Annotated in this window: 26 protein-coding genes and 1 pseudogene; 16 read left to right on the forward strand and 11 right to left on the reverse strand. The window is 40.3% G+C overall.

Annotated elements, in window-relative coordinates; translation table 11 throughout:
* Window positions 1-13: 13 nt before the first annotated feature.
* Genes AAEU31_RS04770 through hisIE form a run of 3 tightly spaced genes read left to right on the forward strand, consistent with a single transcriptional unit; the run spans window position 14 to window position 2114 of the window.
* Complete coding sequence (locus tag AAEU31_RS04770) at window positions 14-748, forward strand: 1-(5-phosphoribosyl)-5-[(5-phosphoribosylamino)methylideneamino] imidazole-4-carboxamide isomerase (protein WP_135926404.1); 735 nt, start codon at window positions 14-16, stop codon at window positions 746-748.
* A complete protein-coding gene (hisF, locus tag AAEU31_RS04775) occupies window positions 730-1509 on the forward strand; it encodes an imidazole glycerol phosphate synthase subunit HisF (protein WP_421966616.1) in 780 nt (259 codons plus the stop codon). Before AAEU31_RS04770 ends, hisF begins: the two co-directional genes overlap by 19 nt.
* The gene (gene hisIE, locus AAEU31_RS04780) at window positions 1500-2114 is read left to right on the forward strand and encodes a bifunctional phosphoribosyl-AMP cyclohydrolase/phosphoribosyl-ATP diphosphatase HisIE (RefSeq protein ID WP_054552013.1); all 615 of its coding nucleotides are present in this window, start codon (window positions 1500-1502) and stop codon (window positions 2112-2114) included. The genes hisF and hisIE overlap by 10 nt, the downstream gene beginning before the upstream one ends.
* Before the next feature lie 62 nt (window positions 2115-2176).
* Here the strand turns inward: hisIE and AAEU31_RS04785 are convergent, their stop codons facing one another.
* The gene (locus AAEU31_RS04785) at window positions 2177-3556 is read right to left on the reverse strand and encodes a serine hydrolase domain-containing protein (protein WP_421966617.1); all 1380 of its coding nucleotides are present in this window, start codon (window positions 3554-3556) and stop codon (window positions 2177-2179) included.
* A gap of 265 nt (window positions 3557-3821) precedes the next feature.
* Here AAEU31_RS04785 and AAEU31_RS04790 point away from each other — a divergent pair, with 265 nt between their 5' ends.
* The 4 genes from AAEU31_RS04790 (at window position 3822) to AAEU31_RS04805 (ending at window position 6307) form a co-directional block, all read left to right on the forward strand.
* The gene (locus tag AAEU31_RS04790) at window positions 3822-4559 is read left to right on the forward strand and encodes a DUF4097 family beta strand repeat-containing protein (RefSeq protein WP_421966618.1); all 738 of its coding nucleotides are present in this window, start codon (window positions 3822-3824) and stop codon (window positions 4557-4559) included.
* A gap of 153 nt (window positions 4560-4712) precedes the next feature.
* Window positions 4713-5225 carry a hypothetical protein gene (locus AAEU31_RS04795; RefSeq protein ID WP_175080654.1) on the forward strand — a complete coding sequence of 171 codons (513 nt, stop codon included), beginning with the start codon at window positions 4713-4715 and terminating at the stop codon, window positions 5223-5225.
* 7 nt (window positions 5226-5232) lie between these two features.
* Complete coding sequence (locus tag AAEU31_RS04800) at window positions 5233-5448, forward strand: DUF1289 domain-containing protein (protein WP_421966619.1); 216 nt, start codon at window positions 5233-5235, stop codon at window positions 5446-5448.
* A gap of 64 nt (window positions 5449-5512) precedes the next feature.
* Window positions 5513-6307, forward strand: coding sequence for a glycosyltransferase family 25 protein (locus AAEU31_RS04805; protein WP_421966620.1), 795 nt, complete (start codon window positions 5513-5515; stop codon window positions 6305-6307).
* A 4-nt stretch (window positions 6308-6311) separates the two neighbouring features.
* On the opposite strand, the gene AAEU31_RS04810 is transcribed toward AAEU31_RS04805, so the two are convergent.
* Complete coding sequence (locus AAEU31_RS04810; protein ID WP_421966621.1) at window positions 6312-8093, reverse strand: M61 family metallopeptidase; 1782 nt, start codon at window positions 8091-8093, stop codon at window positions 6312-6314.
* A 202-nt stretch (window positions 8094-8295) separates the two neighbouring features.
* Here AAEU31_RS04810 and AAEU31_RS04815 point away from each other — a divergent pair, with 202 nt between their 5' ends.
* The 9 genes and pseudogenes from AAEU31_RS04815 (at window position 8296) to ilvN (ending at window position 19606) form a co-directional block, all read left to right on the forward strand.
* Window positions 8296-9831, forward strand: a complete 1536-nt coding sequence (locus tag AAEU31_RS04815) for a GGDEF domain-containing protein (protein ID WP_138557704.1) — start codon at window positions 8296-8298, stop codon at window positions 9829-9831.
* 71 nt (window positions 9832-9902) lie between these two features.
* On the forward strand, window positions 9903-11246 hold the full coding sequence (gene ppnN, locus AAEU31_RS04820; RefSeq protein WP_138557705.1) for a nucleotide 5'-monophosphate nucleosidase PpnN: 1344 nt from the start codon (window positions 9903-9905) through the stop codon (window positions 11244-11246).
* Between the two features lie 11 nt (window positions 11247-11257).
* On the forward strand, window positions 11258-12031 hold the full coding sequence (xni, locus tag AAEU31_RS04825; RefSeq protein ID WP_199527752.1) for a flap endonuclease Xni: 774 nt from the start codon (window positions 11258-11260) through the stop codon (window positions 12029-12031).
* Between the two features lie 71 nt (window positions 12032-12102).
* Window positions 12103-12486 carry a DUF3192 domain-containing protein gene (locus tag AAEU31_RS04830; protein ID WP_075594547.1) on the forward strand — a complete coding sequence of 128 codons (384 nt, stop codon included), beginning with the start codon at window positions 12103-12105 and terminating at the stop codon, window positions 12484-12486.
* Window positions 12487-12492: 6 nt separating this feature from the next.
* On the forward strand, window positions 12493-14190 hold the full coding sequence (locus tag AAEU31_RS04835; RefSeq protein ID WP_421966622.1) for a hypothetical protein: 1698 nt from the start codon (window positions 12493-12495) through the stop codon (window positions 14188-14190).
* A gap of 215 nt (window positions 14191-14405) precedes the next feature.
* Window positions 14406-15413, forward strand: coding sequence for an isocitrate dehydrogenase (locus AAEU31_RS04840; RefSeq protein WP_130052654.1), 1008 nt, complete (start codon window positions 14406-14408; stop codon window positions 15411-15413).
* Window positions 15414-15645: 232 nt separating this feature from the next.
* Window positions 15646-16620, forward strand: a pseudogene (locus AAEU31_RS04845) (transposase).
* 764 nt (window positions 16621-17384) lie between these two features.
* Complete coding sequence (locus AAEU31_RS04850; protein WP_421966623.1) at window positions 17385-19109, forward strand: acetolactate synthase 3 large subunit; 1725 nt, start codon at window positions 17385-17387, stop codon at window positions 19107-19109.
* On the forward strand, window positions 19109-19606 hold the full coding sequence (gene ilvN, locus AAEU31_RS04855) for an acetolactate synthase small subunit (protein WP_135926385.1): 498 nt from the start codon (window positions 19109-19111) through the stop codon (window positions 19604-19606). The genes AAEU31_RS04850 and ilvN overlap by 1 nt, the downstream gene beginning before the upstream one ends.
* Window positions 19607-19691: 85 nt before the next feature.
* Here the strand turns inward: ilvN and AAEU31_RS04860 are convergent, their stop codons facing one another.
* The 9 genes from AAEU31_RS04860 to AAEU31_RS04900 all read right to left on the reverse strand — a co-directional run bounded on the left by AAEU31_RS04860 (window position 19692) and on the right by AAEU31_RS04900 (window position 26141).
* Window positions 19692-19967, reverse strand: coding sequence for an HU family DNA-binding protein (locus AAEU31_RS04860; protein WP_036972004.1), 276 nt, complete (start codon window positions 19965-19967; stop codon window positions 19692-19694).
* A gap of 204 nt (window positions 19968-20171) precedes the next feature.
* On the reverse strand, window positions 20172-20705 hold the full coding sequence (locus tag AAEU31_RS04865) for a DUF3833 domain-containing protein (protein ID WP_138557710.1): 534 nt from the start codon (window positions 20703-20705) through the stop codon (window positions 20172-20174).
* Window positions 20698-21195: a chalcone isomerase family protein gene (locus tag AAEU31_RS04870; protein ID WP_295509927.1), complete on the reverse strand. Its 498-nt coding sequence runs from the start codon at window positions 21193-21195 to the stop codon at window positions 20698-20700. Before AAEU31_RS04870 ends, AAEU31_RS04865 begins: the two co-directional genes overlap by 8 nt.
* 55 nt (window positions 21196-21250) lie before the next feature.
* Entirely contained in the window at window positions 21251-21745 is a 495-nt protein-coding gene (locus AAEU31_RS04875; protein WP_421966624.1) for a DUF2878 domain-containing protein, read from the reverse strand.
* Complete coding sequence (locus AAEU31_RS04880; protein WP_421966625.1) at window positions 21723-22985, reverse strand: class I SAM-dependent methyltransferase; 1263 nt, start codon at window positions 22983-22985, stop codon at window positions 21723-21725. Before AAEU31_RS04880 ends, AAEU31_RS04875 begins: the two co-directional genes overlap by 23 nt.
* A gap of 13 nt (window positions 22986-22998) precedes the next feature.
* Window positions 22999-23739, reverse strand: a complete 741-nt coding sequence (locus AAEU31_RS04885) for a DUF1365 domain-containing protein (protein WP_421966626.1) — start codon at window positions 23737-23739, stop codon at window positions 22999-23001.
* Window positions 23732-24988: an NAD(P)/FAD-dependent oxidoreductase gene (locus tag AAEU31_RS04890; RefSeq protein WP_421966627.1), complete on the reverse strand. Its 1257-nt coding sequence runs from the start codon at window positions 24986-24988 to the stop codon at window positions 23732-23734. Before AAEU31_RS04890 ends, AAEU31_RS04885 begins: the two co-directional genes overlap by 8 nt.
* On the reverse strand, window positions 24985-25695 hold the full coding sequence (locus AAEU31_RS04895) for an SDR family NAD(P)-dependent oxidoreductase (RefSeq protein WP_135926379.1): 711 nt from the start codon (window positions 25693-25695) through the stop codon (window positions 24985-24987). The genes AAEU31_RS04890 and AAEU31_RS04895 overlap by 4 nt, the downstream gene beginning before the upstream one ends.
* Window positions 25695-26141: a nuclear transport factor 2 family protein gene (locus AAEU31_RS04900; protein WP_135926378.1), complete on the reverse strand. Its 447-nt coding sequence runs from the start codon at window positions 26139-26141 to the stop codon at window positions 25695-25697. The genes AAEU31_RS04895 and AAEU31_RS04900 overlap by 1 nt, the downstream gene beginning before the upstream one ends.

Below are 26141 nucleotides of genomic sequence, written 5' to 3' on the forward strand. Positions count from 1 at the left end.
AAGAGAAATAAACGTGATTATTCCAGCACTCGATGTATTACAAAACCAAATTGTGCGCTTATACCAAGGTAAGTATGATACAGCACAATTTTACCCTTACGAACTTGGCGCACGCTTACAAGAGTACGCAAGCAGCGGCGCAGGCAAACTGCACCTAGTTGATTTAGAAGGCGCGCGCGATCCAAATAAAAAACAATGGCAGCATATTCAAGCCGCAACCAAAGCGCTTAATGTACCTTATCAAGTGGGCGGCGGTATTCGCTCTGAGCAAGATGTTGCTGACTGGCTTGAAGCCGGTGCTAACCAAGTTGTAATAGGCTCAATGGCCGTTGAAAAGCGTGAGCAAGTGCAGGCGTGGATTGAAAAATTTGGCAGCGAACACTTTGTTATCGCATTGGATGTTAATAAAACTGACAACGGCTGGGCGCCAGCAACACATGGTTGGTTAAGTGAATCTGAGTTTGGTTTGTTCGAACTTGTTGATTTTTACGTGGCACTTGGTGTGGTTGATTTTCTGTGTACTGACATCAGTAAAGACGGCACCATGACCGGCCCTTCGTTTGCACTTTATGAAGATTTAACCAACCACAACAGCGAGATTAAAGTTCAAGCATCAGGCGGTGTAAGCTCTCTTGATGATATCGCAAAGCTGAAAAAACTAGGCGTTGGCGGTGTTATCTTAGGTAAATCATTGCTCGATGGTGCCTTTAATGTTGAGGAGGCGTTAGCATGTTATCAAAACGCATAATCCCTTGTTTAGATGTAAAAGACGGCCAAGTTGTTAAAGGCGTTAAATTTAAAGGCCATGAAGTAGTTGGTGATATTTTAACGCTTGCCAAGGCTTACAGCGATGCTGGTGCGGATGAACTGGTGTTTTATGAAATCAGTGCCAGCGTCGAAAAACGCCTACTTGATGTCAATTGGGTAGAGAACATTGCACGCCACATTGATATTCCATTTTGTGTGGCTGGCGGTATCAAATCTGTTGCCGATGCAGCACGTGTTTTAGAACGTGGTGCAGATAAAATCAGTATTAACAGCCCTGCTATCGCGCGCCCTGAGCTTATCAAAGAGTTACACGATGAGTTTGGTAAACAGTGCGTGGTTGTGGGTATCGATAGCTTTTATGATGAAAACACTGGCGAGTATTTAGTCTACCAGCTAACTGGCGACCCAAATGCATCAAGCCGTACTCGCTATAAAACCGAAGAATGGGTTAAGCGTGTGCAAGACCTAGGTGCTGGTGAAATCGTACTCAATTGCATGAACCAAGACGGCGTGCGTAAAGGCTACGACAATGTTCAGCTATCAAAAATGCGTGCACTGTGCGATATTCCACTTATTGCTTCGGGTGGCGCAGGGACGATGCAAGACTTTGTTGATGTATTTCAGCAAAGCCAAGTTGATGGCGCGCTCGCTGCCAGCGTATTTCACAAGAACGTCATTGATATTGGCGAACTAAAACAATTTTTAATCGATAATAATGTAGCGACAAGACTATGCAATTAACCAAAGACACTCTTTCTCAAGTCGACTTTGCCAAAAGCGAATTGATCCCAGCTATCGTGCAAGACGCACGCTCTGGGGTGATTTTAATGCAAGGCTTTATGAATCAAGACGCATTAGCTGCCACTTTCGACAAACAAAAAGTAACCTTTTACTCGCGTTCTAAAGAGCGCTTATGGACGAAAGGCGAAACATCAGAAAACTACCTTGAAGTAGTTTCTGTACACACCGATTGTGATTACGACTCACTATTAGTACTCGCAAACCCTCTTGGGCCAACATGCCACCTTGGTACACAAAGCTGCTTCGGCGATGATGCTAAGCCTAGCTTGTCGTTTTTAGCTGAGCTTGAACAAGTGATTGTCTCGCGTAAAGACGATGATCCAAGCAAAAGCTACACAGCGTCTTTGTTTGCAAAAGACTTAAGCCGTAGTTGCCAAAAAGTGGGTGAAGAAGGTGTCGAAGTTGCCCTTGCAGCCATGAAACATGATAACGATGAATTAACCAATGAATCGGCAGACTTACTGTATCACTTAACTGTGTTATTGCAGCGCCAAGGCCTATCGTTGGCCGATGTAGTGAGCTGTTTACAAGGCCGCCATAAGTAATTGAAATTGATTAAGATGCACCTTTTTAGGTGCATCTTTTTTAGTGCATCTGAAATCTGATTTTATCTACCCAGAGCTTTTAGAACATCACGAGTAAAGTCATGTTCACTAAAGCCTTTAAGACCCGCAAGGTCATACCCTCGCCTAACAATAACTAGCTGCTCGCTTGGAATAATCACCAAATATTGACCACGGTTGCCTCGCGCAGCAATAGTATCGTTTGGTAATTCAGGAAAACGTTCGTTATAAAGCCACCACTGTGCACCGTAGCCCGGTGCCGTTTCTGGGGGTTGAGCAGGAGCTGGTTTACTAATATAACTTAACCAGTCTTTTGGTAATATTTGCTCATCTTGCCAGCGACCATTGTTCAAGTGTAATAGCCCTAAGCGAGCAAGATCCCGTGAAGTAGTCCACACTTGCGATGACAAAATAAAGTCACTTTGCCAATCTGACTCTAAAAATGTGTGCTGCATGCCGATTTTATCGAGTAAATTGTCATACGGATAACGCAAATAGCTCGATTCATCGTTGAACGTTTCTCGTAAGGTGCGTAGCGCTAACATGGTGTCGTTATTGGCGTATTTCCAGCGGCTACCTGGCTTTACTTCTAATGCGGTATGCGTTGCAGTATCAGACACTAAACCGCCGCCCATATACACACGGTCTGTCCGGTTGCCCGCTTTATTACTGTCTAAGCCTGATGCCATGTGAAGCAAGTTTTCAAGGGTAATTTCGCCACGTGGGTCAAGCGGGTGAGACCAGCTTTCAAGCCCCGCAGGCTTAGTAACATCAAGTCGCTTTTGCGCTACCGCCACACCAATGATGCTCGCGCCAATACTTTTTGCAACAGACCAAGTACGCTGTGCGGTTTCTGGGGTAAAGCCTGCTTTATATTGCTCTGCTAAAATCGCCTGAGGGCTTGCTATTAAAATAGCTGAAGTGCGTGCGCCTTCACCATAATGACTAGTAAAAGCCTGAGCAATAACCTCATCAAGCGCCTTATTACCCGTTGCTTTATTAACACCATTTAGCGTTTGCCAAGGCTTACCGTCATCCTTTTGGTAGGCTAAGTTTTCTTTGAACGGCGCTTGCACAAGTGGTGTAGCTTTAAGGCTTGCCCCTACTGGCAAATCAACACAACCTAAACGAGGACGCCACACCGATATGCGTTGCTTATCTTTATCGTAATCAACAATGACTCGTTTATGCTCGTTATCAATGTTCGCTTTCAATGTTTTTACAGTATCTGCAATTAAAGGGTAAATACCGGTTAGTTCATCAATATCGATTTGATCTTTGCTTTTGCCCGCGTTAAAGGTGGCACTACAGGTAAAATTGGCGACGTACCCGGCGGCATAAGCGTTTAAAGTTGTATCTGTTTCTTCGCTACAAACAAAAAAGCTGGTGCACAACAACGCGCTTAGGAAGGTTATTTTTTTCATTATTACTCCTTGAAGGCCAAAGAGTTTAAATTAGCAAAAGAAAAAAATAATGGTATATTTTTACGGCAGTATTCGCTCCTTGAGCGACAAATAACCCAACAAAATAGGTTCATTGTTAATAAACAAAATGAATTTAGAGTCCGAAGCTCCTATTGTCTACGCAACTTTTTTTCTATTTATGTAAAAATTTTTTAAAGCCTTTAAACCTTTTTTATCAGCACTTGCGACTAAGCTAATAACACCACACATATGAAAGGGAACAACCATGTTAAGTACAGTAAAAACACTCTCGCTAATTGCCGCAGGTTTATTATCAGCACAAACTTTTGCTTGGGGTGAAATGCCACTGCAAGCAACTAAAAACCTAACGCTTGATACAGCAACATTAAGTGCTTTAAAAGTAGAAGCGGGCTCAGGTTTTTTACACATTACCGGTAGTGACAGTGATGAAGTGAGCGTTAAAGCCGAGATTTATCAGGAGCAGCCACATGATGAATATTGCTTAACGCTTGAAGCTAAAGGTAAGAGTGCAGCGCTAAGTGCAGGTCAATGTGAATATCATACCAATAAGCAAACTCGCATTGATTTAACCGTTGCGATCCCTCGCTCATTTAATGTCGATGTGCACGATGGCTCTGGTGAAATTATCATTAGTATAGTTGCGAATACCGTTATAAACGATGGTTCTGGTTCTATTACCGCAAATGACATTGAAGGCACATTAGAAATCAATGATGGTTCAGGCAGCATAGATGTTCGTAATGTTAGCCGTGATATTAAAATTCATGATGGCTCTGGCAATATTGATGTTGCAAACGCACTGGGCAATATTGAAGTACACGATGGCTCTGGTGGTATCGACTTAAATGATATTTCGGGTGATGTTGTCGTTTCAGATGGCTCAGGCAGCATTCGCGTTGATACTGCAGCAAACTTTGAGTTACTAAGTGATGGCTCTGGCTCAGTAAAAGTAACCAACATTGCTGGTAAAACTAAGATGTAAGCTTACGCTTTTTTTTAATATACGCAACTAAAATGCCTTCCTTTGCGAGGGCATTTTAAATTGTAATCACCAATCTTTATTAGCATTTTTACAAGGGCTTAGGTATCCTTTAGGAAACGTTTAAGGAACTGCTATTTAAAAGGATAGCCTGATATGAAAAAGCCACTCGCCGCCTTACTAACTGGCCTTGTATTAACAGGTTGTACAGGACTGACAACTGAACAACAAGCAGCCATTGATAACTTAACCCCTTGCGAGAAAATTAACGCCCTGTTAGGTGCTTACGATAACCGCTTTGAAGGCTTAAAACGTAGCCGTGTAAATACTAAGTACATGGAAACATGGACAGCAAAATACAACCTAATTGCCGATAACTGTCAAATCACGGCGCTTGATAAAGACAATGTTACCTACCGCTGTGTAGGCAACTACGAGCAACAGCAACAAGCTGTCGCCGATCACACCCGTGCAGTTAATTTTACCCAAGCTTGTTTAGCAGGTAATAATTGGCATCAAACACAAAAAGAGTCAGCTGAATCGTTACGCACCACGTTTGTGCTTGACGAAAACAACCCTGTTATCTCAATTCATTCGGGTAAAACCCTATCGCGTAAACAGCCTTGGTCTACTACCCTTGAAATTGGTAAGCCAATTGAAGGTAAGTAATACACTCATGAAGGCTAATATTAGCCTTCACATCACTATGACAAATTCAAAAAAACCAACCAGCCAATTTAAAACAGATTGCATCGGTCAATGTCATCGCCTCAATGGTTATTGCACTGGCTGTGGTCGCAGTAATGATGAGATTTTTGATTGGATCATTTTATCCGAGCAAGAAAAACAAGCGATTTTAAATACTCCTCGCCCTGACATAAAAGCGAAATAGTTCTGACACCCAAGCGTCATTAAAGCTTGTTAGCCTGATTCAAACTGACCATCAGGTAACGATAATGACCGCTATTTTTGTAATTAACTTAGCAAGCTCTACTGAACGATTACACCGTGTGAGCCATGAGCTAAATGCACAAAATTTGGCATTTGAACGCCTTGATGCAATTGATGGAAGAGAGCTGTCTGATACAGAGATAGCCAAGCACTATAATGCTGATTTAAACCTAAAAAAATACCATAAGCCATTGAGTAAAGGTGAAATTGGCTGTTACCTGAGTCACAGAAAAGCATGGCAAACCATTGTCGATAGGCAATTAGATTACGCCATTATTTTAGAAGATGACTTTGTGCTCGACCGCTCTATTCACAGTGCAATTGAAAACATTAATACCTTGAAACAGCCTTGGCAGATAATAAAATTGGCCGCTTATAAAGACCGAAATCGGGAAATTGCCTTTACAAAACCCCTCGCTGATGAGCAGCATTTAGTCATTCATAAAAAGCTTATGTCTGGCTGCTGTGCAACGGCTGTTAGTTTAGCTGGTGCAAAAGCGCTATTAAAAGCCACTGCTACATTTGGCCGCCCTGTCGATTGCGATTTACAGCATGTGTGGGAAACCGGCGTATACGGTTATTCTTTACTGCCCTACCCGGTATCACAACCTGATAATTCACAAAGCGATATTCGTGATAGATCAGACAAAGTTAAAAAGTCGTTTTGGCGACGTAAAAATCAGCAACTAAATAGTGCACTACTAAATGCAAAATACACTAAGCAGTTTATCAAGGCGCAGCAAACGCCGAATAAAAAGAAAGGAGCCGCAGCTCCTCTCTTACCAATTAAAGATCATTAACGAGTTATTTTGCTAGGTTTGGGTGGTCAACGCCCATCCACGCTTTAAACAATGCCATTTGAGCTGGTGTTGCATCTTTTAATGCTTTGACCTTTTTCTCTTTATCAAAGTCTTCGCTCAGTGTTAGCGTTGTGCTTTGTAATGCATCACGTCTAATAAAATCAACAGTCACTGTGTCGCCTGCTTTAAACGTTTCAAGGCTGGCTGTTAAGTCTTTACCAACATGCTTTTTGTTAAACGCAACGATTTTATCATCTGTAGTTAAGCCTGCTTGCCATGCAGCGCCACCACGACGAACATGAGTTAGGGTTAATAACTCACCGCTGTTTTTAGCAAACGAGTCAATACTAGGTACTGATTTAGCGTCTTCTGGGCGAATTAAACCTAAGCCCACTTTTTCAAGTAGCAAATCAAAATCGATAACTGCTGGTTCATCCACATTTGCTTGCCACCAAGCACTGTAATCACGACCTGTAAGTTCTTTTAAAATCGCTTTAACATCATCAGGCGTAAAACCATCAGGTAAACGATGCTTGTTGTACAGTTCACGGTGAACATCGCGGTAACTGATTTTGCCATCGCTTTTTTCTAGCAAATCAATATCAAGCGCCATTGAGATCAATGAACCTTCTAAATAGATATTGGTGCTATAGTTGCGAGCGTGGTCACCGCCTTGGTTGATCCACTTATCAAAACTGGTTTCGGTTGCGCTTTGTACTTCGCGACCCGGTGTTTGTAAGTGACGATTAATCGTTTTCGTTAACGTACCAAAAAACTCATCGGTTGTTTCAATTCCAGAGCGAACCATTAAGTGATCTTCAAAGTAGCTGGTTGAGCCCTCTGCAATCCATAATGTTTTAGCGTAGTTAATATTGGTGTAATCGTATGGAGCAATACCTTTTGGACGGTATGCTTTAACGTTCCAAGTATGAATAAATTCGTGAGCTGCAGTACTGATAAACGCAAGGTAGTCTTTACGAGAACCAAAACGGTCACGTGGGCGCTGGATAATCGTAGAGTTTAAATGCTCTGTTGCGCCACCGGCACCAGACGTAGCATGGACCATAAATACATAGCGCTCATATGGGTAACCGTCCCAAATTACATTGCCAGTTGTCACTAGCTTTTTAAGGTCAGTTAGCATTTGATCTACGTCGTAGTTGCCATCGCCCCAAATAACTAATTCGTATTCACGGCCATCAACGGTGAACTTGTGTAGCTCATTGATACCACTTTCGATTGGTGAATCAACTAAAATGTCGTAATCAGCGGCTTTAAAGCTATGTTTAGAGCCCGCATTTTCCATACCCGATACTGAGCGCCATTGTTTTGGTACGTTTAATTTTACGGTTACCGGGTCTTGACGGAATGATTCACTAAACATGAAAAAGCCAGATGCATCAATAAATGCATGGCTGTCATCAATATGACGAGCGCGTTTACCTAGCTCGTTAGCGTAAACTTGGTAATCTACATTGACTTGAGTTGGCTCGTTTAAGTGAACACGCCACGTGCTGTGATCAATTTTTTCCCACTTTAATGGCTTGCCGTCATCATCTTTTGCTTCGAAAAAACGTACGCCATTAGCAAGATTCAAAATTTCATAACGACCAGTACGCCAAGCGGGAAGTTTAACATCTAAATGTGCTTGTGCAGTTTCAGGAAACTCAACACTCACATTACCTAAATGATGCTCTGGCTCAGTAATCGACAGTGAATAGTTTACATCTGCAAACACACTGCTTGAGCACGCTGCCAAAATTGACAGTGCCAAAAACTTTTTCATAACAACTCTTTTTATTACTTTTAAAATTGCGGACAAGCCTAACAATTGCGAGAAAAAATGTGAATTAAAAACCGATAAACAGCCATTGCAACAGGTTTGATATACAAATTAACTAAGTTTTTGACTTGGAACCTACATTTCGTATTAATTTGTTGTAAACTTACCCTATAGATAATTTGAATCTTGACGGCGGTATTACTAGGTGCAGCAACAGCATGATGTTCTTAATAAAAAGTTAAAGCAGGCTATCGACGCACGCACAGTGGTCGAAGATGCACGCAAACATCAAGTTGAAGTGCTTTCACAGTTTGCGGCAAAACTGTCGCTCAGCTGTAAAGGGCTAGACATTGAGCTAGATAACCGTTTAGCCAAATTTAGAAACGCACTAAAAAAAGGTGTTAATTTTGAATTACTAACACCTTTCATAGATGATGTACTTGGTCTTCTAAAACAACAAGAAACCAAGCAAATGGCTCAACAACGCGAGCTTAACAAAAGCATCACTGATGCAGGTAAACAATTACAAAAAGTCCAAGGTTTACCTGATAATGCCCGTCGAACATTGCGTTATCTGCTTGACCACGAATTGAATAATATACAGTCTAATCATGACTTTATACCTTTATTGTCTAAGCTGGTTACTATTTATCACCAAGCACTTCAAGCAAAGCTCGCTAAAAGTAGTCAAGCCGAGGCATTAATCAAACCTGAGTTAGCGTCTGAGCTGCTGTCTCTTGCTAATGAGCTTGTGCTCGAGGATGAAAGTGCAGAGCAAATAAATATAATTAAAAGCAAAATCACTCATAATGACAGTGTTGACGATTTACTTGATTCTGCGCTGAGTATTATCACCATCATCACGCGTAATATGAGTAAAGAGCGTCAATCTGCACAAAGCTTTTTAATCTCATTAAATCAAACTATTGAAGATTTACATCACTCTATTGTTTCAACCAGTAAACACTCAGAGTCGATTAGCGCAGAATACGATTCGCTGAACAAACAGATTGAAGCAAAAATTAAGAATCTTCATACGCAAACTCAGCAGGCTACCTCAATAACATCACTTAAAGAATTAGTAGAAGAAGAACTTAAATCTTTAAGTGATGATTTAATTGCCAAAGAAAAACTAGAGCAAACGGAGCGAGAAAACTTGCTCGCTAGCTTTAACGATATCAATAGCCGTATTAGCCATTTAGAAACTAAACTTTCAACTTATAAACAACGCTTAAATGAACAGCGATTTAAAAGTTTGCTAGATGGTTTAACAAAATTACCCAACCGCGCAGCGTTTGATGAACGGTTTAATCAAGAGTTTCAATTATTTGATCTACAAGAGTCGGCAGTGACATTTGTAGTAATTGATGTAGACCATTTTAAATCAATTAATGACCAATATGGCCACAGTGCCGGTGACAAAACATTGCAAGTCATCGCTAAAGCACTACAAAAATCAATACGTAAATCAGACTTTATTGCCCGTTACGGTGGCGAAGAGTTTGTGTTACTAATGAGCGGTATGTCACTTGAAAGTGCAGCAGCTCCACTTGAAAAGTTGCGTAAGACAATTCAGGGTATTCCATTTAAATTCAAAGATAAGCAAGTAGAAATCACCATTTCTGCTGGCGCAACCCAGTTGAAAAAAGGTGATACCCCACTGATTGCCTTTGACCGTGCAGACGAAGCACTATACAAAGCCAAGAACGAGGGACGAAATAAAGTTTGCATTAGCAAATAAAGGCCTCATCTTGTTAGTAAGGTCTTTGACACACAATGATAAAGGCTCATTGACGAGCCAGGAGAGTGCTTATGTTAAAACAACTGAATCCTACAGGTGTACTGGATTTACTATCGCAACTAGAAGTTGATCTACTCGAACAATCATCCACCAGCGAGCGCTATAAATTATTTAGGAACTGTGTGCTCGCGGTTCTTAATGTGGGCAGCCACACTGACTCAAGCTCTGAAATTTACAACAAATACGAAAATTTCGATATTCGCTTATTGAGCCGCGAACGCGGGATTAAAATTGAACTTGAAAACCCACCCGAATCAGCCTTTGTCGATGGCGAAATTATCACTGGTATTCATGAACATATCTTCTCGGTTATTCGCGATATTCTATTTATTTGTCAAAAATACGAAAAAGATTTAACTGAGCAAAAAGCCATAACTCATATGGTGTTTGACATGCTCAGGAATGCAGGTGCACTAAGAGTCAATAGCGATCCGAGCATGATAGTTTGCTGGGGTGGCCACTCTATAAACGAAGTCGAATACAAATACACCAAGCAAGTTGGCTATGAGCTTGGGCTTCGTGGCTTAAACATTTGTACAGGTTGTGGCCCAGGTGCAATGAAAGGCCCAATGAAAGGCGCGACGATAGGCCATGCCAAACAGCGTATTACTAATAATCGTTATTTAGGTTTAACTGAACCAAGTATTATTGCCGCTGAGCCACCTAATCCAATTGTAAACGAATTAGTGATTTTGCCTGATATCGAAAAACGTTTAGAGGCGTTTATCCGTACAGCTCATGGCATTATTATTTTCCCAGGTGGCGCGGGTACCGCAGAAGAGCTGTTATATCTTTTAGGTATTTTGCTGCACCCTGAAAACGAAAAACAATCTTTACCTGTGATCTTAACTGGCCCTAGAGAGAGTGAAAATTACTTTATTGAGCTGTGTAAATTCGTTGAGAAAACGCTTGGTAAAGAGGCGCTTGATAAGTTTGAAGTGATCATCGATGACCCAGAGCGAGTTGGCAAAACACTCAAATCAAAAATGGCTGAAGTGCGTGAATACCGCAAGAGTCAAGGTGATGCATACTACTTTAACTGGACGCTAAAAATCGATAATGATTTTCAACAGCCGTTTGCACCGACTCATGCCAATATGGCGAGTTTGGATTTACACTTAGATCAGCCGACTCAGCAACTAGCCGCTAATTTACGCCGTGCGTTTTCAGGTATTGTGGCTGGTAATGTTAAAGACGAAGGCTTGCAAGCCATCAAGCAACATGGCCGATTTGTATTAAGTGGTGAGCCTGCATTAATGGCTGATATGGATAAACTACTTGCTGCTTTTGTTGAGCAAGGGCGAATGAAATTACCCGGTAGTAAGTATATTCCTTGCTATGAGATAAAAGCTTAACAGGAGACTATGTGACAACCCAGTTACTTTTAATAGATGCGTTAAATCTTATTAGGCGCATCTATGCTGTTGATAGTAATCAGAGTCATCACAGTGAAGAACATATGATAAAAGCAAGCTGTGCCCGCGTGGCACATGCTTGTAAAAAGTTACGTCAGCAAACTAATGCTACTCACGCGATTGCTGTGTTTGATGGTGAAAAAAGCTGGCGTTATCACTACTATGAGGCGTACAAAAGCACTCGCTCACCGATGCCAGATACCCTGAAACAAAACTTATCGCTTTTTAAACAAGCCATTGAACAAACAGGCATTGTGGTGTTTTCACCTAACAATGATGAAGCTGACGATATAATTGCCACGCTGGCACATAAAGCCGCGACTAATGATGTACCTTCTACTATCGTTTCTACAGATAAAGGGTTTTTACCATTTTTATCTGAGCAGATTGCTATTTATGATTACTTCAAAAAACAGTATCTTGAAGCCGACGACATTAAACAGCGCTTTAATGTTCCAAAGCATCGACTCGCTGATTTTTGGGCTTTAGCTGGTGATAAAACCAATGACATACCCGGCGTGAAAGGTATTGGTAACAAAACTGCGCAGCAATTAGTAAATGAGTATGAGTCAATTGCAGCAGCAATCAACGACGATGAACTAAACCCTTCAGTAAAGCGCAAATTGAACGATGAGATGGATATGTTTGTTATTTCGAAAAATCTTGTGATGTTACGCACAGATATTCACTTAGGCTTTAGTTTAAAGCAGTTAAGGCTCAATTAATCGCAATCTCGTAGCGCACTTGGATATCACAGCGTATACTGCAAATTCGCGTTAATTTTAAAGAGTTACACATGTTTAAAAAGGTTTTCCAATATCTGGTGCTGGGTTTAGGTGTTTATGCACTTATCGCCACTCTTGTGATCACTTTTTATAAAGATGACCCACAAGCCATGATCTGGCAAGACCGTGAAGCTTTTAATAAACGTTACATCTCGAAACTATCTATCGATAAGCCTGAAAACTTAAACGCCGTACTTGATTACTTAGGCAGCCCAGATCTAACCTATGCTAAACGAGTCGAAGATAATGTTTGGCAAATCATTTTTTACCGCACACAACACGTAAAATCGGATGGTATTACAACGATAGATGAGTGCACTGGCTTGCTGTTTAAAAATGGTCAATTAGTATTGTGGGGACCAAGTGCCTATGAAAGCTATCAACAAGAAACCTAACCGCTTATGATGGAAAACGTGACGCCTCGTGAGTTGGCACGCTTATTTGATAGTACGCACCAGTTGCTCAAGCTTTATTATCAAAAGCAGAAATGGTCGCAAATTTATCCTTTATTAAGCAACCTTGCTGAGCGATATTACTTAATCTACCAAGCCTGCCCAAAGGGTATGCAAGCGCAACTTAGCTTATATGTTCCTAATCATGGCTACACAACAAATTTAGTTGTAAACCAATGCGTTATTGCTTGTATTCTATGTCGCAGCCTAAATTACAACCAAGCAATTAGTGAACAAATTATTAGCTGCTGTTTAGCTAATTACCTGTGCGTACAAACTCAAAGCAATAAGTTAGCTGCCTGTGAAAAGCTAACATTACAAGATAAAAAACTTTGGCAGAGTCGTCACCAGCTTGCTGCAAAATTACTGCAAAGCTCAGGTCCTCATACATTATCTATTCAGCATTTATTAGCGCGGTTAAATAAATACAAACAAGCACTTTTAAGTGCGCCAAAAATTATGATTTATGACGGAGCAACAACACTTGTAGCTTTAGCTAACATTATCGCCATGAATACCACTTATCGTGAATCTGGTGGGCATATTAGTATACATAAAGCATTGGCTGATATTTATCTTCGTACACCTAATGAGTTTGCTCAAAATGCAATAAAGGCGCTCATTGCGCACATAGGCCCATACATTCCAGCAAGTGAAGTAAATTACGCTGAACGCATTCTTATCTATTTAACCACCGATGAGCAAGGTAGGCATATTTTAGTCGATGCTAGCCGCCCAGAAAAAGTACGCTGGCATCGCATCAAAGCTAATTTAAGCATTTTAGACAAACAAAGAACATGTAAAGACACGCGTTTGCTCTACACCGTATGGTTTAGTGAGAACATCAATTTTACAGAACCACCACCTATAAATCAGCAACGCAGACAGCAATACTTAGCATTAATTAGTGACTTAAAAGTCTCAAAAGAATACAGCTATCGTGGTTTAAATAAGCTGTTAAGTCCCTACCCTGAATTAATTACGCAACTTACAATTGCCGCTAAGCCCTATAATAAAGAGCAGCAAAGAGCCAAAGACTTGCGTCATTGTTTATCGATGGTTGGATACGACAATGCACCGGCAATCATTCAGAAAGTATTGTTTCAACGCTTAGTAGCAACAACTACTCACCCACTGTTTCAGCATATTTCTAAACGACTTGAAAATATGGTGCGGATTATTCAAGCATTGTTTAAACACTCTGACTCAGTGCAATTTGAACACGTTAGCTTGCCATTATATGCCTACGTTTTATACCTTTGCGAATATCAAGCTACGAGCCTGTCTCGAAAAACTATATTTGAACAAGCCGAAGAGCATGTTATTAGCCCACCATTGGCCTGCCTATTTGGTGTGAATCAACTAGATCAAGCCCTATTGACTGAATATTTAAATCAGCTAATTGGTGACAACGTCTGGACTCAACATTTACTGGCTAGTGAACAACACAAAAAACAGCAACTCACCATAAATGAGAAACATTGGATAGCTATTAAATTATTTACTTATTATGTTTTTCAACCAAAAGCTTTATTTAGCAGCTGGCAAGAGCAAATCATTTTCGACAGCCTATCGGCTGCTGGTTGGGACTCAAAAGCTAATTTTTATGCATATTTGAAAAATTGCGAGTTTGCAGACAATTTTTAGAATGTGTTGTTAAAAAGTGCGAAAACGTTAAATAAATATGAACTTTAGTCTGTTTATAGTCAGTATTCACAGGATAAACTGGTAAAAAGCTGAATAAATTGCTATAAAAGCCGCTTAAATTTTCAAACACATCCACGTAAACCTTCTAACAAGTAAATCGCATGCTATTTCGCGACGAGTTTACGTGTTTATCTACTCATAAATAGGAAAAGTAAATGGCTAAACAAACCATCACAGTGATCAAAGGCGACGGCATTGGTCCTAGCATTATTGATTCAGCACTTGAGATCCTTGAAGCTGCAGGTTGCGATTTTGATTATGAATTCGTTGATGCTGGCCTTGCTGCCCTAGAAAAAACTGGTGAGTTACTTCCGCAAGAAACAATCGACACAATCGCGCGTAACAAGATCACTTTAAAAGGCCCATTAACTACACCAGTTGGTGAAGGTTTCACTTCAATCAACGTGACTTTACGTAAAAAGTTTGGCCTATATGCTAATGTTCGTCCTGTTAAATCATTTGCAGGTACACAAGCTCGTTACGATGATATCGACATCATCACTGTTCGTGAAAACACACAAGGTATGTACTCAGGTCTTGGCCAAGTTGTATCTGAAGATGGTAACGAAGCAGAAGCAATGTCAAAAATCACCCGTGAAGGTGCAGAAAAAATCGTAACTTTTGCATACGAGTTAGCAGTACGTGAAGGCCGCAAAAAAGTAACGGCTGTTCACAAAGCTAACATCCTTAAATCAACATCTGGTTTATTCTTAAAAGTTGCACGTGAAGTAGCTGAGCGTTACCCGCAAATCGAATCAACAGAAATGATTGTTGATGCAACATGTATGAAACTAGTTATGACTCCAGATGAGTTTGATGTAATCGTTACTACAAACTTATTCGGTGATATCTTATCTGACCTATGTGCTGGTCTAGTTGGTGGTCTTGGTATGGCTCCTGGCGCAAACATTGGTGAAGATGCAGCTATCTTCGAAGCAGTTCACGGTAGTGCACCAGACATCGCAGGTAAAAACCTTGCAAACCCAACTTCAGTGATCTTAGCATCAATCCAAATGCTAGAGCACTTAGGTATGGCTGACACTGCAGAGCGCATCCGCAGTGCAGTTGCAGATGTTATCAAAACAGGTGACCGCACAACGCGTGACCTTGGCGGCAGCCACGGAACTACAGACTTCACTCAAGCTGTAATTGAGCGTCTATAAGAGAATAATTGTTTAGGGCTTAAGACAACCTAACCCTTAAACACTCCCTACCCAAAGCCAGTCTAAGACTGGCTTTTTTATACCCTCAATTAATTGGACATCCATATTAATTGAACAGCCACATTAATTAGACATCCATAACACACACATAAAACTAGACACCCAACTTAATAGTTCTCACTTCTCAAAATTATGACTAAACTTACATAGTTCACTCATGGAGGAGAAGAACATGGCAACCCCTCGCAGAAACTTAATTAGCGTTTCAAACACACCCTATTATCACTGTATTTCACGCTGCGTTCGTCGCGCTTTTTTGTGTGGGCATGACCCACTAACAGGCCGCTCATATGAACATAGGCGGGATTGGGTTGAAAAGAAACTACTTCAACTTGGTCGGATATTTTGTATTGATATTTGCGCCTACGCAGTAATGAGTAATCACACACATCTGGTTCTGCACATTGATATAGCAAAAGCGAAGCGTTTAAGTAATAAAGCTATTTTGATTAGGTGGCACAAGTTATTCAACAGTACATTCCTATGCCAACGCTTCTTAAATGGCGAATTACTAACACAAGCAGAGCTCTCGGCAGTTAATGACAGAGTTAATTTATATCGAGAAAGGCTAAGTAGTATTAGTTGGTTTATGCGTGTTCTTAATGAGAGCATCGCACGAAAAGCGAATCAAGAAGATGATTGCAAAGGGCGCTTTTGGGAAGGTCGCTTTAAATCGCAAGCCTTGCTTGATGACGCAGCACTTGCAGCTTGCCTTGCTTATGTTGACTTGAACCCTGTGAGAGCAAAAGCAGCTAATTTACCAGAGCAATCAGACTACACCAGTATAAAGTCACGTATTGAGTAAGCTCAAAAAGCAAAGCAACCGAAAACACTTATGCGCTTTGCAGGTAAACTACGCAAACATATGCCTAAAGGACTCCCATTTGAACTTAAAACCTATTTGCAACTTATTGATTGGACTGGCCATTCTATAAGAGAAGGTAAACCTGGTGTAATCCCCCTAGATGCAGCACCTATATTAGAAAGATTAAATATCTGCTCTGATAATTGGCTTACACTCACCACTTCCTTTACCCGCTCATTTAAAAATACTGCAGGTAAAGAGCAAGCTATCACGGCTTATGCAAATAACATGAAACGAAAGCGAAGAAGTTCAATTACTAACAGCTTAGCTTTATTTGCTTAATTATAAATTAAACCTCCAGAACATAATTAAAGATCACAACCTCGTTGCAAACCTGAGGTAATCACTCTTTACAACTAATTCTTAGCAAATTGTGTCCAAGAAGAAACTAAATCCATCATTTTTAGTGTTAATTTGCATTTTAGTGGGCAAATATTATTCATACCTTAATATCCACACGCTCTTTTAGTTAAAGACCATATAGATTGTTAATTACGATTGAAAAATAAAACTGGGTGTCTTGTTTAGTTAAGTCGCGTATTGGCTGTAAGTAAAAGTTAAAGTGGGTGTCTTATTAAAAGAGTTTTAAAAAGTGGATTTTACTAGGCTAAGTTATGCGTATCAGTGATAAGTACGCATTATCTATATGCAAAGCTCAACATTCATCACACAATCAATTTAATGCATAGTTACACCTGCAAAAACATAAAACCACACTTTAATTTGCAATAAAAACATACAAAAATGAAAATATAGAAAAATTAATGCAAAATAACACTTTTGCGGTTGACATCAGTTTCTAAAACACTTAAAAATACATCTAACATTTTTTAAACAACAGCCTTCTAGTCGGCTGTGATTTTTAGAAGAAATTAATAAACAATGAATATTAGCCGTCACCTTTTAGTCGTCAATGTACTCGTACTGGTCTTAGTTACAAGCCCAGCGGGAGTCTATTAAAAGGTGAAAGCACGCTTTTTAAAAAACCCCCGCCCTATGCGGGGGTTTTTTTATGCATTTATGCTTGCACACACAGAGGAATGAGGATGAGTACAACAGAATATAATGGATCCGAACTAGTTGTTCGGGCACTTAAAGAATTGAATGTAAAGTATATTTTTGGTTACCCTGGTGGTTCTGTACTTGATTTATACGACGCGTTATTTCAGCAAGAAGATATTGAGCATATTTTAGTTCGACATGAGCAAGCCGCAACACATATGGCCGATGGCTATGCCAGAGCAACAGGTGACGTTGGTGTTGTTCTTGCCACCTCAGGTCCGGGTGCAACAAACTGTATTACCGGTATTGCAACCGCTTATATGGACTCTATTCCTATGGTGGTGCTTTCTGGGCAAGTGCCTACAGGTTTAATTGGTGACGATGCTTTCCAAGAAACAGATATTGTTGGTTGTTCTCGTCCAATCGTTAAACACAGTTACAACTGTCGCAGCGCAAAAGATATCCCTACTATTTTAGCTAAAGCATTTTACTTAGCGAGCACCGGACGCCCAGGCCCAGTTGTGGTTGAATTACCAAAGGATATGTTAAACCCTGAGCTTAAGTTTCCTTTTGAGTTTCCAAAAACAACTGAACTACGTACTTATAATCCAAATACCAAAGGTCATTCAAAACAAATTCGTAAAGCTGTCACAGCAATTTTAGAAGCGAAGAAATTAGTGATCTATTCTGGTGGCGGTATTATTTTATCAAACACCTCTGAGCAACTAACTCACTTGGTTGAATCATTAAACGCACCAATCACTAACACCTTAATGGGCCTAGGCGGTATCAGCGGTACCCACCCTAACTTTATTGGCATGTTAGGAATGCATGGTAGCCTTGAGGCAAATAAAGCCATGGCGAACGCGGATGTGATCTTAGCGCTAGGTGCACGATTTGATGATCGGGTTACGAATAACGTTAAAAAATTCTGCCCAAATGCAACCATAGTACATGTTGATGTCGATCCAACTTCAATCTCTAAAACAATTAAAGCGCATATCCCGGTTGTTGGCTGCTTAAAGACCGTACTCGAACAATTACAAACGGCTATTGATAAGAGCTCAATATCGATAGACCGTTCTGCGCAAGAAGATTGGTGGCGACAAATCATCAGCTGGCGTGAGCAAAAATGCCTTAGCTACAGCACAGATGGCGATAAAATCAAACCACAAGCAGTTATCGAGGCAATTTACAAAGCAACCAGTGGCGATGCTTACATCAGCTCTGACGTAGGCCAGCATCAAATGTTTGCAGCTCAATATTATCCATTTAAACATCCGCGCCAATGGATTAACTCTGGTGGTTTAGGCACCATGGGCTTTGGTCTACCAGCGGCAATGGGTGTTAAGCTTGCTTTTCCTGACAAAGAGTCAATCTGTGTAACTGGTGATGGTTCAATCCAAATGAACATTCAAGAGCTATCAACATGCTTACAATACAATTTAGCAGTAAAGGTTGTGTCGTTGAATAACCGCTCATTAGGCATGGTACGTCAATGGCAGGATATGATGTATTCAGGACGTCACTCATCTTCTTACATGGAATCACTTCCAGATTTCGTAAAATTAGTAGAAAGCTATGGCCATGTAGGTATTCGCGTTGATCATATTGATGAACTACAGCCTGCTATTGAAAAAGCCATGTCGATAAACGACAGACTGGTATTTTTAGATATCTGTGTTGATGAAAAAGAACATGTTTACCCAATGCAAATTAAGCTAGGGGCTGTAGATGATATGTGGTTACGTAAAGGAGTAAAAGCATAATGCGCCGTATTTTATCAATCTTATTAGAAAACGAACCTGGTTCACTATCGCGCATTGTTGGCTTATTTTCACAACGCGCTTATAACATCGACAGTTTGACTGTTGGTACAACTGACGATCATTCATTATCACGAATTACCATTACCACCATGGGTGATGATCGTATTGTTGAGCAAATCACCAAGCAAGTTAATAAGCTAGTCGATGTACTAAAAATTATCGATCTAACTGAGATGGCACATATTGAGCGTGAACTGTTATTAGTTAAAGTATTCGCACAAGATGAGAATACACGTGCTGCTGTTACACGAGTTGTTGATGTATTCCAAGGGGCTATCTTAGATATGGGCCGTCACAGCTATACTCTGCAGCTTGTAGCGAGCACAGAGAAGGTTGAATCCTTCCTTGATACATTACGTCATGAAAGTGATTTGATTGAAGTAGTTCGCTCTGGCGCGGTTGGTATTGGTCGTGGTGATAAAGCGTTAAAGGCATAAGCCTTTTTCGCCACTTCGATTCAAATATAACAAATACAAAAAAAGGGCTATAAGCCCTTTTTTCAATATAAACCTAGTTACCCAATTATGGATTAACTTGGTCTTTAAGACCTTTACCCGCTTTAAAGCTTGGGATAGTTGCTGCTGCGATTTGAATTTCTGCACCAGTTTGTGGGTTACGGCCAGTACGCGCTGCACGCTCTTTTACTGAGAAAGTACCGAAACCAACTAATGCTACTGAGTTACCTTCTTTAAGAGAATTAGTAACTGCGCCAGTGAATGCATCTAGTGCACGCGTTGCTGCCGCTTTTGAGATTTCTGCATCAGTAGCAATTTTTTCAACTAATTGAGCTTTATTCATTGTTAGATTCCTATTCGTTATTATTTTGCCTTCGCAAAACCTATCTTTATGCATTTTTGAGAAGTTAGCAACAGCAAATTGCTATTTTTACGTAATTTGTTCAAAAATGACTACTATTTAACTATCAAAAACGAGGTTAGCGACGTTGATATTAATAAAGACTTAATTTAACCAACATCGCGAAGTTTTCTGGTAATTAAACGATTACTCGATTTTCTCGATAACTAAGGTTACTTCCCCGACCTCGATGCCAAACTTATCAATAGCAGTGCGGTTTATCAAGCGTGATTGTGTTACCAAGTACATCCAATCATCGAAATTTACCACTAAAGTACTATCATCATATGGAAGCTCGACAGAATATGTCCAATGGAAAACACTGCCATTACTTTCACCTTTTGCTTCGCCAATAACATCTGATGCCGTACCTGTTATACTGCCATCATCATTAATGGTGATGTACCAAACACGTGTTTGCGTTTCACCGTCATCATAAACAAATTGCTCGTCAATCACGCCTTTGTTGCCATCCCAGCTTGCTTGCATGTCGACTACCAGCTTACGAGTTAATTCGCCTTTGTGGTCCTGTACTACCCCATAGGCTTTTAGCTCACCACTAAAAAACTGCTTAAAGTTAAATTCAGGTTCTGTACCTCGATAATAATCAACATCGGGCGCAGAGCAGCTGGTAATTAACATTACCATAGCTAAAATAAGGATTGCTTTGAGTTTAATCATGTTTCCCTCCAATAAGCTGTTTGCGTAGTGATGGCTCAGAAGTCCCTGCGCTTAGCCAAATTGCTAAAAAGTTATCGGCAAACTTGTCATCATTTATCTGTCCAAGTGGCTTGCCATTAAAGTAAAAGGTTCCTATTGCCTGCTCATTTGTTTGAAACGTTAATGAATCGTTTTTAGAAATATCAGGCCATAAGTCCAACAGTTGTTTGTCGTAAGCCCCTACCATTTCATCCAAGCCTAAATGCTGCCATTGCTCGTTAGTGGCTTTAACAATGTCTTTGGCTTTAAAATCACGCAAATAGGTAAGTGTTAATTTACTAGGGTGTTGACCGAATGTGTAAGTGCCGTTGGGAGTTTCAAGTTTGGCGTTATAAACATCCCAAAATAAATACTCCATTTTAGCTTGGCCAACGGTTTTAAAACCATTTGCAGCAACATCTGCCATAAACAATGAGCACATAAATGCCGCTATAGTCATAAACTGTTTCATCGTCTTATCCTAAAAAACTAGTTATGCAATGTTACGTAAAACCATCACTAACTGATCATTTAGCGGCTAAAAAACGCTTATTAAAGGTAATAATGCATACAAACATCGTTGCCCAGCCTACACCGTAATACAGCCAAAAACTCACAACAGTCAGATCCGTGCTTAATACGCCAAATCGTATACCTGCATAATAGCTAGCCGGAGCAAAGGCTAAACAAACCAACCAAGCGAAATACCAAGGAAGCTTTTGCAAAAACTGCATAGACGTATTAACGGTGAGTAATAGTGCAGCCCAAAGAAAAGCGAGCCACAGAGGCAATGGAGATACTTTATAATTAATTAGCTCAAAACCACTTGCAAGCCATTCATAGCCCAGCGCAATTGGTAGCCCACATGCTAAAAGCAGTATGTCTTGCTTGCGTTGCTCTGATAAAAAAAGCATTAAACAAATAATAAAAGAGGCGGGGATTACCGCATCGCGCTCAAGGAGTAAGGCACTAAACCATACTCCTTGAAACAACACGAAATTAATAATCGAGCGCAATGCCATCGTCAGAGTGTCCAAATCGCGGTTTACGGGCTACGAGGTGCACAGTGCTTATTGCACGAGTTCTAAATGCACCTTCACAATAGGCTAGGTAAAACAACCATAAACGATAAAAGCGCTGATCAAACTTAACTTTATCAATTTCAGGCCAGCTGGCAACAAAGCGCTCTCGCCAATCAGCCAATGTTCTTGCATAGTGAACACCAATATCTTTTACACTATGTACCACCATGTCTGTTTGCTGTTTAATTTGCTTATTCATTTCGTCTAAGCAAGGGAGACAACCACCCGGGAAGATATACTGCTGAATGAAGTCAGAGTTTTTCAGATAATGACTATAACGTTGATCAGCAATGGTAATGGCTTGGATCAGCATTGCGCCGCTGTCTTTCAACAAAGAGTGACATTTGGCAAAAAAGCCTGGTAAATACTCATGCCCAACAGCTTCAATCATTTCAATAGACACGAGCTTGTCGTATTTGCCCTCTAAGAGACGGTAATCCTGCTTTAATAAGGTGATTTTATGCTCAAGATTTAGCTCTTTAACTTTTTCTTCAACATAGGCATATTGCTCATCTGAAATAGTTGTAGTCGTTACATGGCAGTCAAAATGCGTTGCCGCGTAAATCGCAAAGGCGCCCCACCCTGTGCCAATCTCAATAACTGAGTCACCTGGCTGTAGATCAACTTGCTCACAAATTAATGCCAGTTTGTGATCTTGGGCTTGTTCAAGAGTGGCTTGTTTTGAAGGGTACACGGCACATGAATACAACATTTCATCGCTTAAAAACGCACTATAAAGGTCGTTACCTAAGTCATAATGCGCTGCGATATTTTTCTTAGAACCTTGAGCTGAATTTCGATTTCTAAAATGGTTTAAGCGATGAGCTAAACCACTAAAAAAAGAGAATTTTTTCTCAAAAGCATCAAGCTCGTCTTGGTTTAGGGCAAATATTTCAATTAATTTAGTAAGGTTATCACAATCCCAGAAACCTAGAATATAGGCTTCACCAGCCCCAACGCTTCCTGACAATGCAAACAATTTGTACATGGCCGAATCGTTAACTGTAACAGTGGCGTGTATATCACTGGCAGTATCACCAAATTGTGTACGGTCATTTCCTTCAATTAAAGTAATGCGACCAATTTTGATGCTATTAAATGCACCTATTACTAATTTTTTGTATAGTTTTGCCACCCAACCTGTTGCTTGAGTCTCAGTCAAATTTGATACTTTTTCCATCACATCACCTAGTTTAATTCTCTTGTTTGCCCGAATGACCAATAAATGGCACACGTTTACAAAATAGTTTCAGCGCGTGAATATAAATACCTTTGAATATACTCAACGTCATTGCTGGAAACTGCTTGAGCACCGCACTCATCCTCTCTTTATTGAGTGGATGCTTTTGTAAACGTAGCGTTGCGTCAAACAAGAGTGTGTCGTCTTTTTTATTTTCAATATGAATCATGGTGTTATCAGGATTCATTCTGATATGCCAATAATAGTTCATATCTAAGTTCATGAAAGGTGATACGGAAAAAACCTTTTTAAAGTTCACTTTTTTTTCGAGCGGCACGACATAATAATGACGTTCATTCCACGGAGTATTACTGACTTCAGCAAGCATATGCGTGAAATTACCATCATTACTTTGATAGAAAAAAAAGTTAACAGGACTGAAATATATTCCCATACAACGAAGTTGCCCAAGCATATACACTTTAGTAAAGGTTTGCTTTACGCCTAATTCAGCTATCTTGGCGAGCGCACGTTGCTGTACTGATAGCTGCATGTTTGTCTGAAAATTAAAATAGTCGCTTTGTTTAAACTTTAGAGCTTTAAAGCCTGAACAACCCAGCCATGGGTGAATGTCATTAAGTTCTTCAGGCTGAGCTAAATCTACCCACATCATGTAAAGTGGGTATTTGAAATGATGTTTTTTAACTGCAAAACGTCGGTGTCTTACGTCACCAACATAAATGGCGCTATTCAAATTCAACCCCAAGCTGCTTTGCCACGTTGACCGCACTTCTTACACCATCTTCATGAAAGCCGTTATACCAATAAGCGCCACAGAAATAGCTATTATTTTTGCCGTCTATTAATGACTTTTGCTGCTGTGCGGCAATCGACTCTTTATTAAATACCGGATGGTGGTAGGTAAACTCGCGTAAAATTTTATCTTTATTGATACCGTCAAGGTGGTTGAGGGTTACACAAAATTGCTTGTCGCTTTGAATACCTTGCAGAATATTCATTTGATAAGTCACAACAGCCGCTTTGTCTGTGTTGTTATTCAACAAGTAGTTCCAGCTAGCCCAAGCTGCCTTGCGTTTTGGCAACAACGCTGTATCAGTGTGTAAAACCACTGAATTAGCAGTATAAGGAATGGCTGAAAGTACATTCTTTTCGTCTTCACTTGGGTCAAGTAATAACTTTAAAGCCTGATCAGAATGGCAAGCAAACACCACTTTGTCGAATATTTCGCTATGACCATCATCAAAATGAACGTGAACACTGTCATCTTTTCGAGATACCGAGCTGATATTGCTATTTAAACGAATTTTATCAGCGAAGCCTTGGATCATGGGTTTAATGTATTCGCGAGAGCCACCCGGAATAACATACCACTGCGGACGATTAGTGATATCCAGCAAACCGTGGTTATAAAAGAACTTAACAAAAAACTCTACGCCAACTTGTGCCATTTCTTTAATACTGGTTGACCAAATAGCAGCGCCCATCGGCAAAATATAATGGAAGCGAAAGAACTCGTTAAAGTCATGCTCATCCAAAAACTCGCCTAATGTTTGATTGGCCTTGTAGTTTTGTTGTGCATGCAATGATTTACACACTTCATTGAAGCGCACTATGTCTTTTAAGAGTTTCCAAAACTTAGGACGAAAGATATTACGCTTTTGAGCGAACAAGCTCCAAAATGTATGACCGTTATATTCAAAGCCCGTTTGCTCGTTATGCACACTAAAGCTCATTTGAGTTTTCTGACGCTCGACACCCAAACGCTTAAGTAATTTTTCAAAATATGGGTAAGTGCGGTCGTTAAATACAATAAAACCTGTGTCTACAGCGTATTCAACGCCATCAACCTTTACGTCAATGGTTGCAGTATGGCCACCTATGTAGTCGTTTTTCTCAAATACGGTTACATCGTAGTGCTTATGCAATAGGTGCGCACAGCTTAAACCCGCTATGCCAGATCCAATAACAGCCACTTTTTTCAACGTGATAATCCTTTTGCAAGCTTCAGCCAAAGTGGCGTAGGAAGCATTCTTAAAAATTTCAAAATGAAGGTAAAACGGTGCGGAAAGTGCACTTCTTTGCGCCTTTTCGCGACCCCTTTATAAATATAATTTGCCGCTTTTTCAGCACTCACCGCCATTGGCATTGGAAAGTCGTTTTTATCAGTCAGCGGCGTTTTAACAAAACCAGGGTGAACTAAAGTCACATCAACATCTTTTAAATCAACCGCTAAGCTATTAGCTAAATAACTTACACCGGCTTTAGACGCGCCATAAGCCTGGCTGCGCGGTAGCGGTAAGTAAGTCACACTAGAGCTTACAATCACCAGCTGACCACCGGGTTTTATCTTTGGTAGTAATGCCTCAAGGCAATAGCCCATACTGAGTAGATTAGTGGTGATCACACGTTCGAACAAACTGCTATCAAAATTACGAGCATCATCAATATATTCACAATTGCCTGCATTTAGAATGACACGATCGAATTGTGTATAGGCGACTGTGCTCGAACGTATATCCTGAAGGTCTGTTGCATCAAATTGGCAAGACTCAATGTTTTGATGTTGGCTCAATTTAGCAAGCTTTTCTGTATTCCTGCCGCATGCAATCACATGCTCATTATTGTCTGCGTATAGCTTTGCTAATGACTCGCCAATACCGGAAGTTGCGCCTGTAATTAATGTTGTCATTATGCACTCGCCCTTTTATCAATAAATTTAACAGCCGAGCCAAGTACAGGGATATGCCTGTATAGCATAGCGCCTACGTCAAAATAATCGCGATGATTAATTATTTTATCACCAGCAAACTTTAAACGGCTATGGCCTGCAACCGAGATTGCTTGCCCTTTATTGAGCTTGGGATGACGGTATTGCATGGTCCAATAGATAAAGGCGGTATCATCTTTGCTCTGAGTATTTTCAGTAACATAGCTGTCTTCAATAACAAATTCACAAGATATAACGTTAGCATAGAGGTTTTTGAAATACTCACGTAGCTCCCCAAGACCATTTACCGCATGCAAGGGATCTGCAAAGTGAATATCTGGATGATAGATTTCATCCAGTAGCTGTAAATTGTCTTTATTGAGTGTTTGATAAACATCAATAAATCTATCAAGGATCGCCTTGTCCAT

It is taken from the genome of Pseudoalteromonas thalassia (genome assembly GCF_049257215.1).
GTDB classification, from domain to species: domain Bacteria; phylum Pseudomonadota; class Gammaproteobacteria; order Enterobacterales; family Alteromonadaceae; genus Pseudoalteromonas; species Pseudoalteromonas lipolytica_C.

Coding starts and splice junctions, on each gene's coding strand:
- AAEU31_RS04790 (WP_421966618.1), top strand. CDS start 3,822: ATGTTAAGTACAGTAAAAACACTCTCGCTAATTGCCGCAGGTTTATTA.
- AAEU31_RS04795 (WP_175080654.1), top strand. CDS start 4,713: ATGAAAAAGCCACTCGCCGCCTTACTAACTGGCCTTGTATTAACAGGT.
- AAEU31_RS04785 (WP_421966617.1), bottom strand. CDS start 3,556: ATGAAAAAAATAACCTTCCTAAGCGCGTTGTTGTGCACCAGCTTTTTT.
- ppnN (WP_138557705.1), top strand. CDS start 9,903: ATGTTAAAACAACTGAATCCTACAGGTGTACTGGATTTACTATCGCAA.
- hisIE (WP_054552013.1), top strand. CDS start 1,500: ATGCAATTAACCAAAGACACTCTTTCTCAAGTCGACTTTGCCAAAAGC.
- hisF (WP_421966616.1), top strand. CDS start 730: ATGTTATCAAAACGCATAATCCCTTGTTTAGATGTAAAAGACGGCCAA.
- AAEU31_RS04875 (WP_421966624.1), bottom strand. CDS start 21,745: ATGGCATTGCGCTCGATTATTAATTTCGTGTTGTTTCAAGGAGTATGG.
- AAEU31_RS04865 (WP_138557710.1), bottom strand. CDS start 20,705: ATGATTAAACTCAAAGCAATCCTTATTTTAGCTATGGTAATGTTAATT.
- AAEU31_RS04835 (WP_421966622.1), top strand. CDS start 12,493: ATGATGGAAAACGTGACGCCTCGTGAGTTGGCACGCTTATTTGATAGT.
- AAEU31_RS04830 (WP_075594547.1), top strand. CDS start 12,103: ATGTTTAAAAAGGTTTTCCAATATCTGGTGCTGGGTTTAGGTGTTTAT.
- AAEU31_RS04850 (WP_421966623.1), top strand. CDS start 17,385: ATGAGTACAACAGAATATAATGGATCCGAACTAGTTGTTCGGGCACTT.
- AAEU31_RS04880 (WP_421966625.1), bottom strand. CDS start 22,985: ATGGAAAAAGTATCAAATTTGACTGAGACTCAAGCAACAGGTTGGGTG.
- AAEU31_RS04900 (WP_135926378.1), bottom strand. CDS start 26,141: ATGGACAAGGCGATCCTTGATAGATTTATTGATGTTTATCAAACACTC.
- AAEU31_RS04805 (WP_421966620.1), top strand. CDS start 5,513: ATGACCGCTATTTTTGTAATTAACTTAGCAAGCTCTACTGAACGATTA.
- ilvN (WP_135926385.1), top strand. CDS start 19,109: ATGCGCCGTATTTTATCAATCTTATTAGAAAACGAACCTGGTTCACTA.
- AAEU31_RS04840 (WP_130052654.1), top strand. CDS start 14,406: ATGGCTAAACAAACCATCACAGTGATCAAAGGCGACGGCATTGGTCCT.
- AAEU31_RS04800 (WP_421966619.1), top strand. CDS start 5,233: ATGAAGGCTAATATTAGCCTTCACATCACTATGACAAATTCAAAAAAA.
- AAEU31_RS04810 (WP_421966621.1), bottom strand. CDS start 8,093: ATGAAAAAGTTTTTGGCACTGTCAATTTTGGCAGCGTGCTCAAGCAGT.
- AAEU31_RS04870 (WP_295509927.1), bottom strand. CDS start 21,195: ATGAAACAGTTTATGACTATAGCGGCATTTATGTGCTCATTGTTTATG.
- AAEU31_RS04895 (WP_135926379.1), bottom strand. CDS start 25,695: ATGACAACATTAATTACAGGCGCAACTTCCGGTATTGGCGAGTCATTA.
- AAEU31_RS04860 (WP_036972004.1), bottom strand. CDS start 19,967: ATGAATAAAGCTCAATTAGTTGAAAAAATTGCTACTGATGCAGAAATC.